Source organism: Nocardioides pollutisoli, assembly GCF_040045055.1.
Lineage (GTDB): Bacteria > Actinomycetota > Actinomycetes > Propionibacteriales > Nocardioidaceae > Nocardioides > Nocardioides tweenelious.
Genome location: NZ_JBDZDU010000002.1, coordinates 797,881 through 811,528 on the forward strand (window position 1 = coordinate 797,881; position 13,648 = coordinate 811,528).

Annotated in this window: 13 protein-coding genes; 3 read left to right on the forward strand and 10 right to left on the reverse strand. The window is 71.2% G+C overall.

Features of this window, described 5'->3' with window-relative positions; genetic code table 11:
• Positions 1-49 precede the first annotated feature (49 nt).
• A complete protein-coding gene (locus tag ABLE68_RS21930; RefSeq protein WP_348874285.1) occupies positions 50-1,123 on the reverse strand; it encodes a glycerate kinase family protein in 1,074 nt (357 codons plus the stop codon).
• Between ABLE68_RS21930 and ABLE68_RS21935 the strand changes: the two genes are divergently transcribed.
• Both ABLE68_RS21935 and nadA read left to right on the forward strand, forming a co-directional pair.
• Positions 1,122-2,015 carry a GNAT family N-acetyltransferase gene (locus tag ABLE68_RS21935; RefSeq protein ID WP_348874286.1) on the forward strand — a complete coding sequence of 298 codons (894 nt, stop codon included), beginning with the start codon at positions 1,122-1,124 and terminating at the stop codon, positions 2,013-2,015. The genes ABLE68_RS21930 and ABLE68_RS21935 overlap by 2 nt on opposite strands.
• A gap of 43 nt (positions 2,016-2,058) precedes the next feature.
• Positions 2,059-3,231: a quinolinate synthase NadA gene (nadA, locus tag ABLE68_RS21940; RefSeq protein ID WP_348874288.1), complete on the forward strand. Its 1,173-nt coding sequence runs from the start codon at positions 2,059-2,061 to the stop codon at positions 3,229-3,231.
• A gap of 123 nt (positions 3,232-3,354) precedes the next feature.
• On the opposite strand, the gene ABLE68_RS21945 is transcribed toward nadA, so the two are convergent.
• The 9 genes from ABLE68_RS21945 to ABLE68_RS21985 all read right to left on the reverse strand — a co-directional run bounded on the left by ABLE68_RS21945 (position 3,355) and on the right by ABLE68_RS21985 (position 12,915).
• The gene (locus ABLE68_RS21945; RefSeq protein WP_348874290.1) at positions 3,355-4,503 is read right to left on the reverse strand and encodes a sensor histidine kinase; all 1,149 of its coding nucleotides are present in this window, start codon (positions 4,501-4,503) and stop codon (positions 3,355-3,357) included.
• 26 nt (positions 4,504-4,529) lie between these two features.
• Complete coding sequence (locus ABLE68_RS21950; RefSeq protein ID WP_348874292.1) at positions 4,530-6,227, reverse strand: HlyD family efflux transporter periplasmic adaptor subunit; 1,698 nt, start codon at positions 6,225-6,227, stop codon at positions 4,530-4,532.
• Positions 6,228-6,238: 11 nt separating this feature from the next.
• Positions 6,239-7,054, reverse strand: a complete 816-nt coding sequence (locus tag ABLE68_RS21955; protein WP_348874293.1) for a hypothetical protein — start codon at positions 7,052-7,054, stop codon at positions 6,239-6,241.
• Between the two features lie 11 nt (positions 7,055-7,065).
• Entirely contained in the window at positions 7,066-8,292 is a 1,227-nt protein-coding gene (locus ABLE68_RS21960) for an ABC transporter permease (RefSeq protein WP_348874295.1), read from the reverse strand.
• On the reverse strand, positions 8,289-8,993 hold the full coding sequence (locus ABLE68_RS21965) for an ABC transporter ATP-binding protein (RefSeq protein ID WP_348874297.1): 705 nt from the start codon (positions 8,991-8,993) through the stop codon (positions 8,289-8,291). Before ABLE68_RS21965 ends, ABLE68_RS21960 begins: the two co-directional genes overlap by 4 nt.
• Positions 8,990-10,135, reverse strand: coding sequence for an efflux RND transporter periplasmic adaptor subunit (locus ABLE68_RS21970; RefSeq protein WP_348874299.1), 1,146 nt, complete (start codon positions 10,133-10,135; stop codon positions 8,990-8,992). The genes ABLE68_RS21965 and ABLE68_RS21970 overlap by 4 nt, the downstream gene beginning before the upstream one ends.
• A 489-nt stretch (positions 10,136-10,624) precedes the next feature.
• Positions 10,625-11,200: a PspA-associated protein PspAB gene (gene pspAB / locus ABLE68_RS21975; protein ID WP_348874300.1), complete on the reverse strand. Its 576-nt coding sequence runs from the start codon at positions 11,198-11,200 to the stop codon at positions 10,625-10,627.
• Positions 11,200-12,111: a zinc metalloprotease HtpX gene (gene htpX / locus ABLE68_RS21980; RefSeq protein WP_348874301.1), complete on the reverse strand. Its 912-nt coding sequence runs from the start codon at positions 12,109-12,111 to the stop codon at positions 11,200-11,202. Before htpX ends, pspAB begins: the two co-directional genes overlap by 1 nt.
• A gap of 30 nt (positions 12,112-12,141) precedes the next feature.
• Positions 12,142-12,915, reverse strand: coding sequence for a PspA/IM30 family protein (locus ABLE68_RS21985; RefSeq protein ID WP_348874302.1), 774 nt, complete (start codon positions 12,913-12,915; stop codon positions 12,142-12,144).
• 139 nt (positions 12,916-13,054) lie between these two features.
• Between ABLE68_RS21985 and ABLE68_RS21990 the strand changes: the two genes are divergently transcribed.
• Positions 13,055-13,645, forward strand: coding sequence for a DUF3043 domain-containing protein (locus ABLE68_RS21990; protein ID WP_348874304.1), 591 nt, complete (start codon positions 13,055-13,057; stop codon positions 13,643-13,645).
• Positions 13,646-13,648 lie beyond the last annotated feature (3 nt).

Here is a 13,648-nt window from a genome sequence, read left to right on the forward strand (position 1 = left end):
CAAGGTCGGAGGAAGTCTGTTACTGGGTCCAATGGTCGCACACGGGCGGTTATTCCCGTGACCACGTGCGGGCGACGCGCTCAGCCAGGTCGGCCAGCGCGCCGGCCGGGTCGGCGAAGGAGCGCTCCTCCCCCACCAGCTCGACGGTCGAGTACGCCGACTCGACGCCCAGGGCCCGCATCTCGCGGGAGCCGACCAGCACCTGCCCGGCGAGCGCGACGCACGGCCGCAGCGCCTCGGCGGCGATCTGCGCGACGCCGTACGGCACCTTGCCCGAGCGGCTGGAGAAGTCGAAGGCGCCCTCGCCGGTGATCACGAGGTCGGACGCGCGGGCGCGCTCGCCCAGGCGTACGGCGTCCGCGACCAGCTCGATCCCGGGCTCCCGCGTCGCGCCGAGCAGCAGCAGCGCGAAGCCGAGTCCGCCGGCGGCCCCGGCGCCCTTGTCGAGCGACACCCGCCGGTCGGTGGCGGCGGCGAAGCCCTCCAGCCAGCCGTCGACCTCCGGGAGCCGCTCCTCGGCGATGCCCTTCTGCGGTCCGAAGACCTTGGTCGCGCCGAACAGCCCGGTCAGCGGGTTGTCGACGTCGCTCGCGGCGACCAGCTCGACGTCGAAGCCGGGCAGCGTCACCTCGGAGACGCCGGCCAGCCCGGCGACCCCGGCATCGAGCGGCCGGTCGGCGGTCGCGCCGAGCGCAGCGAGCAGACCCGCGCCCCCGTCGTTGGTGCCGCTGCCACCCAGGCCGGCCACGATCCGGGTCGCCCCGGCGTCGCGTGCGGCCAGGAGCAGCTCCCCGACGCCGTACGTCGTGGCGGTCTCGGCGTTCTCTCCCCCGGTCAGGTGCAGTCCGCAGGCCTGTGCGGCCTCGACGTACGCCGTGGTCCCGGCGAGCAGCACGGTGGCGGGCGTCGGCTCGCCGTGCGGGCCGCGCACGACCACCGCGAGCAGCTCGCCGCCGAGCGCCGCGTGCAGGACGTCGACGAAGCCGGGTCCCCCGTCGGCCATCGGCGCCAGGTCGAGCTCGTCGCCCGGCGCGCGGCGCCGCCAGCCGGTCGCGATCGCCTCGGCCGCCTCGACGGCGGTCAGCGTCCCGGCGAACTTGTCGGGAGCGATGAGGATGCGCATGCGCCCTAGTCTGTCCGACGTGCAGATCCGGCCAATGACCACCGACGACGTACCGGCTGCGGAGCGGGTCAGCGACGAGAGCTTCTTCGCCCTCGACACGGCGTCCCGCCGCCCCGGCGAGCCCCCGCCCGAGCACCGCAGCGCCCCGCACCGCGAGGTCTGGATCGAGCGCACCCGCCACTTCGTGGACACCGACCCCGGCGGCTGCTGGGTCGCGGAGGACGAGACCGGGATCGTCGGCATCGCGACGTCGTTCCGTCGCGAGGTCCTCTGGTGCCTCGCGACGTACGCCGTGCTGCCGGACCGACAGGGCCAGGGCATCGGCAAGCCGCTGATGGCGGCCGCGATGACCCACGGGAGCGGCTGCACCCGGTCGATGCTCTCGGCGTCCGGCGACACGAGGGCGGTCCGGATCTACCGCCAGGCCGGCTTCGACCTGCACCCCCAGATGTACCTGACGGGCACGGTCGACCGCACCGCGATCCCCGTCATCGAGAAGGTGCGTGAGGGCAGCGCCGGCGACCTCGACCTGATGGACTCGCTCGACCGGGCGGCGCGCGGCGCCGGCCACGGCGTCGACCACGAGCTGATGCTGCGCTCCTGGCCGCTGCTGGTCTCGGACACGCCCACGGGCTCCGGCTACGCCTACCTCAACGAGCGCGGCCAGCTGACCCTGCTCGCGGCGTCCAACCGGCGTACGGCGACCCGCCTGCTGTGGGCCGCCCTGGCCGAGGGCGCCGAGCAGGTGACGCTCCACCACCTCACCGCCGCCAACCAGTGGGCGCTCGACGTCGGCTTCGCGGCCCGGCTCGAGCTGCACCAGGAGGGCTATCTGGCGCTGCGCGGGATGAAGCCGCCCTCGCCGTACGTTCACAACGGTGCACTGCTCTGACCTTGCCCACTGATGAGTGAGCACGCACGAATAGGATCGACCTATGACGACCGTGGACCTCCCGCTGCTGCCCCTGGGCCGTGGTGTCGACCTCAACAGCGAGCGGGGCGTCGAGTGCCCGGGCGACCTGCCCGCCGCGTCCGACCCCGACCTGGTCGCGCGCGCCCTGGCCGCCAAGGAGGCGCTGGGCGACAAGGTCTTCGTGCTGGGCCACCACTACCAGCGCGACGAGGTGATCCAGTTCGCCGACGTCACCGGCGACTCCTTCAAGCTCGCGCGCGACGCGGCCGCTCGTCCGGACGCCGAGTTCATCGTCTTCTGCGGCGTGCACTTCATGGCCGAGTCGGCCGACATCCTCACCGGTCCCGGCCAGCAGGTGATCCTGCCTGACCTCGCCGCCGGCTGCTCGATGGCCGACATGGCGCGGCTGACCCAGGTCGAGATGGCCTGGCAGGCAATGACCGACGCGGGCGTCGCCGACTCCGTCGTCCCCGTGACCTACATGAACTCGTCGGCCGACATCAAGGCGTTCTGCGGCCGCAACGGCGGAGTCGTCTGCACGTCGAGCAACGCCGAGGTCGCGCTCGAGTGGGCGTTCGACCAGAAGCCGGACGCGAAGGTCCTGTTCCTGCCCGACCAGCACCTCGGCCGCAACACCGCGATCCTGAAGATGGGGCTGACGCTCGACGACTGCGTCGTCTGGGACCCGCACCGCCCCAACGGTGGACTCACGACCGAGCAGCTGCGCGACGCGAAGATGATCCTCTGGAAGGGCCACTGCTCCGTGCACGGCCGCTTCACCGAGGAGGTCGTCGACGAGCTGCGCGCGACCATCCCCGGCGTACAGATCCTGGTCCACCCGGAGTGCAAGCACGAGGTGGTCCTGAAGGCCGACCTGGTCGGGTCGACGGAGTTCATCATCAACACCATCGAGGCCGCGCCGGCGGGCTCGAGCTGGGCGATCGGCACCGAGCTCAACCTGGTCAAGCGGCTCGCGGCCGCCCACCCGGACAAGCAGATCACGTTCCTCGACAAGACGGTCTGCTACTGCTCGACGATGAACCGGATCGACCTCCCCCACTTCGTCTGGGCGATGGAGTCGCTGGTCGCCGGCACCGTGGTCAACCGGATCGAGGTCGACCCCGAGACCGAGAAGCACGCCCTGGTCGCCCTCGAGCGGATGCTCGCCCTGCCGGGCAAGACCCACAAGGACTAGCCACTTCCGGAGGTTGAGGAAGGACGAAGTCCTGTCTCGAAACCCCGGAAACCAAGGGTGCTTCGTCCGCTGCGCGGGACAACGAGTGCGGTCGCTGCGCGACCTCCTCAACCAACGGCGTGACTACGCCGGCAGCTCGAACCAGGCGCAGGTGCCGCCGTACGGAGCGTTGGTGAGACCGATCCGGCCACCGTGCGCCTCGACGATGCGGCGGCAGGTCGACAGCCCGATGCCGGACCCCTCCACGTCCTCGTTGACGCGCGCCAGGGGCTGGAAGACCCGCTCCTGCTGGTCGTCCGGGATGCCCGGGCCTCGGTCGCAGACCTCGATGCGCCACCGCTCGCCGATCAGGGTCCCGTCGACCTCGATGTGCGCGGGTTCTCCGGGACGGGTGAACTTGGCGGCGTTCGCGAGCAGGTTCTGGAGGACCGCCCGCAGCTGCACCGGGTCACCGGTCACGGTCGGCAGGTCGCCGACCACGACGGTCGCGTCGGCCAGGGGTCCCGCGAGGTCCTCGCGCACGTCCGTCATCACGGCGGCCAGGTCGACGGGCACGCGCTGCAGCTCCGCGCCGACGCGCGCGTAGGCGAGCAGGTCGTCGATCAGCGACTGCATCCGCTCGGCACCGCCGAGCGCCTTGCTGACGAGGAACCCGAGCTCGGGGTCGTCGGCCTCGTCGCCGATCATCGCCAGCGACATCGTGACCGCGGTGAGCGGGTTGCGCAGGTCGTGGCTGACCTGGCCCGCGAACGCCGCCAGCTGCTCGTTGGAGCGCTTCAGCTCGCGCGTGCGCAGCTCCAGCTCGAGCAGGTCGACGACCCGGTCGGCGAGCGCCGCCAGTGCGTGCTCCTGCTCGTCGGTGATCGTCCGGGGCTCGACGTCGAAGACGCAGAGGGTGCCGATCACGACGTCCTCGGGCGTGACGAGCTGGTGGGTCGCGTAGAAGCGCACGTCGCCGATCACCCCGGTGACGAACGGGTTGTCGGCGAAGCGGGGGTCCTGGCTCGCATCGGGGACGACGACCGGCGCGCCCGCGTGGAGGACGACGTTGCACATCGAGTCCTCGCGCCGGCAGACCGAGGCGTCGAAGCCGTGCGTCGCGACCTGGTACTGCTCGGTGTCGGTGATCAGGTTGATCGTCGCCATCGGCACGCGAGCCACCTGGGCCGCGACCTCCACCAACGCGAGCAGGTCCGCGCGCGGCGGCTCGGTGAGGATGCGGTACTTGCCGATCTCGGCGACCCGGGGCGCGTCCAGCACGTTCGTCGTCACGAGATCGGAGATTAGTACGCCGGCCCTCAGCCGCCGCGCTGCATCATCACCGGGCCGCCCCCCGGACCGCCCGCGGGGAACGTGCCGCCGCCCGGGAAGCCCCCGCCCCCGAACCCGCCCGTGTCGGACGTGTCGGTCGTCGGCAGGGCCGCATCGAGGTCCGCGAGGACCACCTCGTCGCCCTTCTCCAGCCCGTCGGTGATCTCGACCTCGGTCGCACCGACCACCCCGGTGGTGACCCGAGTCGGGGTGGCGACGCCGTCCTTGACCACCGTCACCGAGCCGCCACTGAGCGCTGACGCCGGCACGGTCACCACGTCGTCGGCCGACCCGGTGACGACCGAGACCGCCGCCGTCACGCCGATCGCGACGTCGAGGTGCTTCCTCGTCAGCGTGATGGTGACGGGGTACGTCGAGTCGTCGTCCGGGATCGAGCTGATCTGGCTGACGGTGCCGGCGAGGGCGGTGTCCGAACCGGCCGGCGTCGCCGTGGCCTGCTGCCCGACCTCCAGCTGCTGGACCTGCGTGCTCGACGCCGCGACCTCGACGGTCGTGGTGCCCTGGGAGACGAGCGTGAAGACCGCCGTGCCGGACGCGACCGAGTCACCCGCAGCGGCGTCGACGGCCACGACCCGCCCGGAGAACGGCGCACTGATCGTCGCCATCCTCAGCTGGTCCTCGGCGGTGATCAGGTCGACCTTCGCCTGGTCGATCGCGGCCTGGTCGCGCGCCAACGTCGCCGCGCTCACCGTGACACTGCCCGTGCTGCCAGTCGGGGTCGACTGCTGGGAGGAGCTCGCCGGGGCCGCCTGGGCCTGCTGGGTCGGCTGCGCCTGCTCGGTCGGTTCCGCCGTCTGCGTCGGCTCCGGCTCGCTGGTGTCGCCGCCGAACGACGGCGTGGACTGGAGGGCCGCGACCGCGTCGGTCAACGTGCCGGCCAGTGCCTCGAGGGCGTCCTGCAGGGTCTGCTGGTCGGTCGCGACCTGGGCCTGGGCGGTCTGCACGGTCGACAGGGCCGTCGTGCAGGCGGCGTTGGCGTCGTCGGTGGATCCGGTGCCGTCGTCGGTCCCGAACGCCGTCGCGCACGCCGCCTGCTGAGCGGCGAGCGCGTCGTTGGCCGCGGCGAGCGAGGCGCTCACCGTCGACTGCGCGCCGGTCACCGCGTCCTGCTCGTCCGCGAGCTGCGCCAGCGCCGCGTCGAGCGCGTCCGAGTCGCCGCTCCCCTGGGTCGGGGTGTCCGTCGGCTCCTGGGACGGGGCGGACTGCGTCGGCTGCTGGGACGGGGCCGTCTGGGGCGCTGAGGACTGCGACGTCGACGGCGTGCTCGACGACGACGCCGAGCTCACCGTCGACGTCTGGGCGTCCTCGTCCGACTCGAGCTGGGCCCGCGCCGAGGCGAGGGTGGACCGGGCCTTGCGGACCGCGTTGCGCAGGCTGGTCGTCTCGAGCGTGCCGAGGACCTGGCCACGCTTCACGCGGTCACCGGCCCCCACACCGACCGTGGCGATCGTGCCCGACGTCGCGAACGACAGGTCGGCGCGGCCGACCGGCTCGACGGTGCCCGACAGCGACAGCGTCTCCTGCACGTCACCGGTGGTGGCCGCGACGGTGCGGTACGACGCGGTGTCGGCGCTGGCGGCGTACGCCGCGTAACCGCCACCCACGACAGCGACCACGACCGCGCCGGCGAGCACCCGTCGCGCCTGGCGACCGGGTCGCCTCATCCGTCGTACGTTCACGCGCCGCCACCTCCGCCCCGCATGAACCCGAAGCCGCTCGTGCACTCCCCGCCGACCGGCTTCGAGATGCTGATCGAGCTCGCGGTGAGCGCGCCGGTGTTGTCGGATTCGCCCTGCGCGTTGACGCAGACTCCGACCTTGACGGCGCTGGCGGTCGCCTTCGCGCTGGTGACGTACGACGTGTCGCCGGAGACCGTGACGCTGACGTCGGTGGTCGTGGGTGACGCCGACTGGTCCTGGCCCGGGGTGACCTGCGCTGCGGCGACGGTGAAGCCGCTGCCGGACACGGCGGTGACCTCGCCGACGGTGCCGAACCCACCCGGCCGGGCCATGTCGCTGGGCAGGTCCGTCGGCAGGTCGGTGGGCACGTCCGAGGGCGCGCCGCTCGGCAGGTCGCCGCCTCCGGGAGGTCCGCCCATCCCGCACCCACCGTCGGTGCTCGGGACGATCCGCACGGTGGCGGCCGCGACGTCGGTGCTGTCGGCCGAACTGTCGTCGGCGGTGGTCACCCGCACGCAGGACCCCACCTGGACGTCGTCGAGCGTGCCGTCGACCTCCTGGTCGAAGGTGGTGGCGCCGGTCCACGACACCGCGACCTGGCCCGACTGGCCCTGGACCTGCGCGGTCTCGCCACTCACCGCAGCGACCTTCCCGGAGGCACCGGGGACCGCGCCCGGGCCGGCGGCGCCCTGGCTCGGCTGAGCGGCTGCCGCGGTCGAGTCCGTCGCCGTGTCGCTGCCGCCGCAGGCGGAGAGCATGGCCAGGACCAGGACCGACGAGGCGGTGCTGAGCGTGACGCGGGTGAGGTTCATGACGTGGCCTTTCATTCGCTGCGGAGAGCGTCGATGGGAGTGAGGCGGGCGGCGCGGCCGGCGGGATAGACGCCGAAGCCCACGCCGAGGGCGAGCGAGGTGGCGATCGCCCCGGCCGTCGCGAGGACAGAGAGGGTGACGGGCTGGTCGATCAGCGGTGGCAGGACCCACGAGCCGACGACGCCGATCAGCACACCGACGAGCCCTCCCGCCAGGCCGAGCATCGATGCCTCCACGAGGAACTGCCGACCGATCACGGTCGGCGTGGCGCCGAGGGCCTTGCGCAGGCCGATCTCACGGATCCGCTCGGTGACGGAGACGAGCATGATGTTCATGACGCCGACTCCGCCGACCAGCAGCGAGATCGCGGCGATGCCGGTCAGGAGCACCGTGAGCGTCTCGTTGGTCGAGTTCGCGGTCTCGACCAGGGAGTCCTGGGTGGAGATCGTGAAGTCGGCGTCGTCGGAGCTCACCGCGTGGCGGGTCAGGAGCAGGTTGTCGATCTCCTGGTACGCCGCGCTCAGGGTGTCCGCCGACGCCGCCTCGACGTAGATCGTGGAGACCGAGGTCGAGGTCGAGCCGGTCAGCGACTTCGCGGTGCTGATCGGGACGACCGCCTCGTCGTCCTCGGACGTGCCGGACGAGGAGGCGCCGGACGAGTCGAGCACGCCGATCACGGTGAGCTGGCGACCGCCGACGGACACGGTCTGGCCGACCGGGCTGCCCCGGGCGAAGAGCTCGTTGGCGGTGTCCGGGCCGAGCACGACGACGTCCGCGCCCCTGGTGACCTCGGCATCGGTGAAGAACCGGCCGGCCGCGAGATCACGGGTGCGGACATCGATCCACGACGTCGTCGTACCGACCACGGACGTCGTCCAGTTGGTCTCGCCGGCGGTGAGCGACGCCGAGCTGGAGGTCGTCGGAGCGACCTTCGCCGCATCGGGGACGACGTCGCTGTCGGCGATCGCGGCGGCGTCCTCGGTCGTCAGCGTCTGCGCCGAGCCGAACCCGCCACGCATGCCACCGGAGTCGGTGCTGCTGCCCGGCGCGATGATGAGCAGGTTGCTGCCGAGGGCGCTGATCTCGTCCTTGACCTGCTTCTGCGCGCCCTGACCGAAGCCGACGGTGAGGATCACCGAGGCGATGCCGATGACGATGCCGAGCATGGTCAGGATCGATCGCATCCTGTGCGCGCGCACGGCTTCGCCGGCGGAGCGGAACGTCTCGAGCCAGTTCATACGAGAGCCCCCGCCCGGGCGGTCGGGTTGTCGGAGACGATCTGGCCGTCGCGGATCACCAGGTTGCGCTCGGCACGTGCAGCGACCTCGTGCTCGTGGGTGATCAGGACGATCGTGCGGCCGCTGGCGTGCAGCTCGTCGAGCAGCTCGAGCACGTCCGCCGTGGACCGGGAGTCCAGGTTGCCGGTCGGCTCGTCGGCCAGGATCATCGCGGGCTCGGTGACGAGCGCTCGCGCGACGGCCACGCGCTGCTGCTGCCCGCCCGAGAGCTCACCGGGCCGGTTCTCGGTGCGGTCGCCGAGACCGACCCGCTCGAGGGCGGCGACCGCCCGCTCGCGACGCTCGGAGCGCGGGACCCCGGCGTAGACGAGCGGGAGCTCGACGTTGCGCCAGGCGGGCAGGCTGGCCAGCAGGTTGAACTGCTGGAAGACGAAGCCGATCCGGCGGTTGCGCACCTCCGCGAGGTGGGCCTCGGTCATCGCCGAGACATCCTCGCCGGCGAGCAGGTAGTGGCCCTCGGTCGGGTTGTCGAGGCAGCCGAGGATGTTCATCAGGGTGGACTTGCCGGACCCGGAGGGGCCGACGACCGCGACGTACTCCCCCGTGTTCACGGTGGTGTCGACACCGCACAGGGCCTCGAACTCGATGCTGCCCGAGCGGTAGGTCTTGCGGATGCCGTCGAGCTCGATGATGGCGCTCACTGGGGCGGACCTCCCGCCGGGAACCCGTTGCTGCCGCCCATCTGGCTGAAGTCGGGCAGCTCGCCGCCGCCGGGGAAGCCGTTCTCGCCGGTGTTGCCACTGCCGGTGGGCGCGGTGAAGCCGGGGATCACGACCACGTCGCCGTCCTTCAGGCCCGACGTGATCTCGGTGGTCATGCCGTAGGTCTGGCCGGTCTTCACCTCGGTCTTGACCTCGTCGCCGTCGACGACCACGGTGACATAGGTCGTGTCGTCCTCGGTCGTCAGCGCCCGGCTGACGACGGTGAGGACGTCCGGGGTCTCCTTGACGATGACGGAGACGGTCGCGGAGACGCCCGCGAAGAGGTCCTTCTGCTTGCCGGTCACCTCGATCGTGACCGGGAAGACGGCCGCCCCGCTGTCGTTGGTCTGGGCGACCAGGCCGACGGTCTTGACCGTGCCGTAGATCGTGTCGGTCACGCCGGTGGCCGTGACCTGGGCCTGCATGCCCTTCTTCAGCTGGTCGACGTCCTCGGCGGCGACGGTCGCGTCCACGACGTACTCGTTTGTCGAGACGATCGTGAAGTCCGCGGTCGAGGTGGTGTCGCCGGTCGCACCGGTGTCGGAGCCGACCACGTCGCCGCGCGAGACGCCGACGGCCGTGACGGTGCCGGGGATCGTGGCTCGCAGCGTCGCGTCGTCGACAGCCTGACGTGCGTCGGAGAGGCTCGCCCGGGCGGAGACGATCGCCGCCTGGTCGGCCGCGATCTGCACGTCGCTCGCGCCGGCGTCCTCGTCGTCGTCGAGCTGGGCGACGGAGGCGTTGAGCGACGCCACGGCCGCCGTACGCGCCGCGAGCAGCGCGTCGGAGCCGACCGTGGCGAGCACGTCACCCTTCGCGACCCGGTCGCCCGCGGACACCGCGACCCGGGTGACGGTGCCGGAGACGGCGAAGCTCTCGTCGCGCGTACGCCGCGCCGCGAGCGTGCCGTCCGCGGACACGGTCTCCTGCATGGTCTGGGTGGAGACGGTCGCGGTCGTCGAGGCCGCGGCCTCGGACGAGTCACGCGTCAGCAGCCAGGCGCCCGAGGACGCAGCGGCGACCAGGAGCACGACGGGCAGGGCGAGCCAGGCGCGGCGTCTGCCGCGAAGCAATTTCCTCACGCCCGGACTCTGGGGGCCGGGCCTGTGCCGGATGTGGGGTGTTCCTGTGCGGGTGCTGTGGTTCGCGTGCTCCGGCAAACGAGGTTGGCGCTCGGCTCACGGGGTTTCGAGACGGTTGCTAGCGCAACCTCCTCAACCAACGGTTGAAGAGCGGGACGGCGGTCCGGTGGTTGAGGAAGGACGAAGTCCTGTCTCGAAACCCCGGAACCCACGAACGACGTCGGCGCTCGGCTCACCGGGTTTCGAGACGGTTGCTAGCGCAACCTCCTCAACCAACGGTTGAAGAGCGGGACGGCGGTCCGGTGGTTGAGGAAGGACGAAGTCCTGTCTCGAAACCCCGGAACCCACGAACCATGTCGGCGCTCGGCTCACCGGGTTTCGAGACGGTTGCTAGCGCAACCTCCTCAACCGACGAGGCGACGGTTGCTAGCGCAACCTCCTCAACCAACGAGGCGACGGTTGCTAGCGCAACCTCCTCAACCAACGGCGTCAGAGGCCGGGGGCGCCCCAGACGGCCAGCCAGCGGCTGAGGTCCTGCTCCATCGGCAGCTCGCCGGCGAGGGTGTCGCGGAGCTGCATCTCGGTCAGGTTGTCGCGGCGCCGCTCCCCCGGCTTCGGCACGAAGGGGTAGAACGTGCCCTGCTTGTAGAGGTAGACGAGGCCGACCTTGCGCCCGGTCGGGTCGACGAACGGGATCAGCGAGCAGAGCAGCCCGGGTCCGAAGCCCTGCTCCTCGAGCGCGGTGTTGACGGCGTGCAGGTCGGTGCAGAGACCGGCGATGTCGTCGGGGTCGTCGCGGGTGACCAGCCAGGTGAAGCCGTACTCGTCACGGGTCAGCTCGACGTCGGGCTGGTCCGGGTCGGAGTTGAGCAGCTCGACGAACTCGTCCTGGGTCTCCTGGAAGGCCAGGCCGGTCGCGGCGCGGTAGCAGACCGATCCCTCACCGGTCGGCTTCATCCCGAGCCCGACCTGCAGCGTGACCGCCGCTCCCGGCACCTGGAAGAGCGCGTCGAGGTTGGCCTGCTTGGGCTTCGTGCGCCCGGTGATGACGCCCCAGAGCCCCATCAGCTGGTGCGGCCCAGCTCCGCCTGGATCCGCGCGAGCTGCTCGAGCCGCTGCTCCAGGGTCGGGTGCGTCGAGGTGAGGGTGCGCAGCGAGATCCCGCGGACGGCGGGGGCGATGAAGAACGCGTTCATCGACTGCGAGGCCCGGAGGTCGCGGTCGGGGATCGTGTTGATCTCGCCGGTGATCTTCTGCAGCGCGGAGGCGAGGGCCTCCGGCTTCATGGTCAGGTAGGCACCGGCGCGGTCGGCCGACAGCTCGCGGTAGCGCGAGAGCAGCTTGAGCAGCAGGAAGCTCACGACGTACGTCACCAGGCTGATCACCAGCACGATCACCCAGGTCGGGGCGCCGCTGTTGTTGTCGCGACGGCCGCCGCCGAAGAACGCACCCCACTGGGCACCACGGCTCAGCATCGCCGCGATGATGCCGGCCGACGACGCGATGGTCATCACCAGGACGTCGCGGTGGGCGACGTGGGAGAGCTCGTGCGCGAGGACGCCCTCGAGCTCCTCGGCGTCGAGGCGCTTCAGGATGCCGGTCGTCACGACGACGACCGAGCGCTGCGGGGACCGACCGGTCGCGAAGGCGTTGGGCAGGTCGGTGTCAGCGATGCCGACCCGTGGCTTCGGCATGTCCGCCAGCGTGCAGAGCCGGTCGATCATGCCGTGCAGCTCGGGCGCCTGCTCCGGGCTCACCTCACGAGCACCCATCGCCTTCATGGCGACGGTGTCGGAGTTGTACCACTGGAACCAGACGAGACCGAGACCGATCGCGCCGATGAAGGGCGCCCAGGTCGGCGGCAGGATCGCGATCAGGACCGCGATCAGTCCGACGAACAGGCCCCCGAGAAGGAACATCACCAGCGTGATCCGGGCGGTGAGACCCCGATCGCCGACGAAACGCGTGCGTGCCATGCGACCAATTGTTGCCGGTGGGACCAAGCCTCAGGCTTGCTCGTCCTCGGTCTTCGCCTCGGCCTTGAGGATGTCGCCGCCGTCCGCGGCGGCCTCGATGGCAGGGGTGGAGCCCGCCTTGAGCGCGGCCAGCTCGGCCTCGACGTCGGCCTTCGAGCTCATCGCGTTGAGCTCGCGGGTGATGTCGTCGCCGGAGTTCGTGGCGGTCACGTCGTCGAGGGCACCCGAGGCGATCAGCTCGTCGATCGCGCCGGCGCGGGCCTGCATCTGGGCGGTCTTGTCCTCGGCACGCTGGATGGCGGCGCCGACGTCGCCCATCTCGTCGCCGATGCCGGACATGGCCTCGTTGATCCGGGTCTGCGCCTCGGCGGCGGTGTACGTCGCCTTGATCGTCTCCTTGCGGGTGCGGAAGGCCTCCACCTGCGCCTGCAGCCGCTGCTGCGCGAGGGTGAGCTTCTCCTCCTCGCCCTGGAGCTGGGCGTGCTGCGCCTTGAGGTCGTCGATCTGCGTCGTGAGACCGGACTTGCGGGTCAGCGCCTCGCGGGCGAGGTCCTCGCGGTCCATCGAGATGGCCTTCTGGGCCTGGTCGGTCAGCTTGGCGGACTGCTGCTCGAGCTGGGTGATCTGGAGCTCCACGCGCTTGCGGCTCGTCGCCACGTCGGCGACCCCACGGCGTACCTTCGCGAGCAGGTCCCGCTGCCGCTGGTAGCTGTAGTCCAGGGTCTCGCGGGGGTCCTCGGCGCGGTCGAGCGCCTTGTTGGCCTTCGAGCGGAAGATCAGGCTGACGCGCTGCCACAGTCCCATGGGGTTGGATCCCTCTCCACGACGTTCGGTGCTGAACCCCAACCCTAGGCGGAAAACCAAGCCGGGGCGACGACGCCGGTAGTCTGGTGGCGTTCCTGCCCCACCTTGATTCCGCCCCACGATCGTGAAGGCTCACGCGTTGTTCCGTCGCACCAAGACCGAGACCGTCCCCGAGACCACCCCCGCCAAGGTCGGTGGCAAGGGACGCCCCACCCCGACCCGACGTGAGGCGGAGGCCGCCGCGAAGGCGCGCGCCAAGGTGCCGCGGACCCGCAAGGAGCAGGCGGCCGCGCAGCGCACCGGCCGCACCGGCGAGTCGAGCAGGTCGATCCGTGAGGCGATGCGCAACGGCGACGAGCGCTACTACCCCGCCCGCGACCGCGGCCCGGAGCGCCGGTTCGTCCGCGACTTCGTGGACGCCCGCTTCTCGCTGATCGAGCTCGTGATCCCGCTGCTGCTGATCACGATGATCATGGGCTACTCCGGCAACACAACGCTGCGCCAGTGGGGCAACACCCTGCTCCTCGGCACCGTCGTGCTCGTCCTGCTCGACATCTTCTTCCTGCGCTTCCGGCTCCGCCGCGAGCTCGTACGCCGCTTCCCGGACCAGTCCTACAAGGGCCTCAGCTACTACGCCATCACCCGGGCGCTGCAGATGAAGTTCATGCGGCTGCCGAAGTCGAAGGTGAAGATCGGCCAGCAGCTCCCGGAGGACGGCTACAGCAAGTAGCCG

Excerpts from the sequence above, each read along its gene's own strand:
- htpX (WP_348874301.1), bottom strand. The coding sequence starts at position 12,111 with ATGGCACGCACGCGTTTCGTCGGCGATCGGGGTCTCACCGCCCGGATC.
- ABLE68_RS21955 (WP_348874293.1), bottom strand. The coding sequence starts at position 7,054 with ATGAACCTCACCCGCGTCACGCTCAGCACCGCCTCGTCGGTCCTGGTC.
- ABLE68_RS21960 (WP_348874295.1), bottom strand. The coding sequence starts at position 8,292 with ATGAACTGGCTCGAGACGTTCCGCTCCGCCGGCGAAGCCGTGCGCGCG.
- pspAB (WP_348874300.1), bottom strand. The coding sequence starts at position 11,200 with ATGGGGCTCTGGGGCGTCATCACCGGGCGCACGAAGCCCAAGCAGGCC.
- ABLE68_RS21950 (WP_348874292.1), bottom strand. The coding sequence starts at position 6,227 with ATGAGGCGACCCGGTCGCCAGGCGCGACGGGTGCTCGCCGGCGCGGTC.
- nadA (WP_348874288.1), top strand. The coding sequence starts at position 2,059 with ATGACGACCGTGGACCTCCCGCTGCTGCCCCTGGGCCGTGGTGTCGAC.
- ABLE68_RS21935 (WP_348874286.1), top strand. The coding sequence starts at position 1,122 with ATGCGCCCTAGTCTGTCCGACGTGCAGATCCGGCCAATGACCACCGAC.
- ABLE68_RS21985 (WP_348874302.1), bottom strand. The coding sequence starts at position 12,915 with ATGGGACTGTGGCAGCGCGTCAGCCTGATCTTCCGCTCGAAGGCCAAC.
- ABLE68_RS21930 (WP_348874285.1), bottom strand. The coding sequence starts at position 1,123 with ATGCGCATCCTCATCGCTCCCGACAAGTTCGCCGGGACGCTGACCGCC.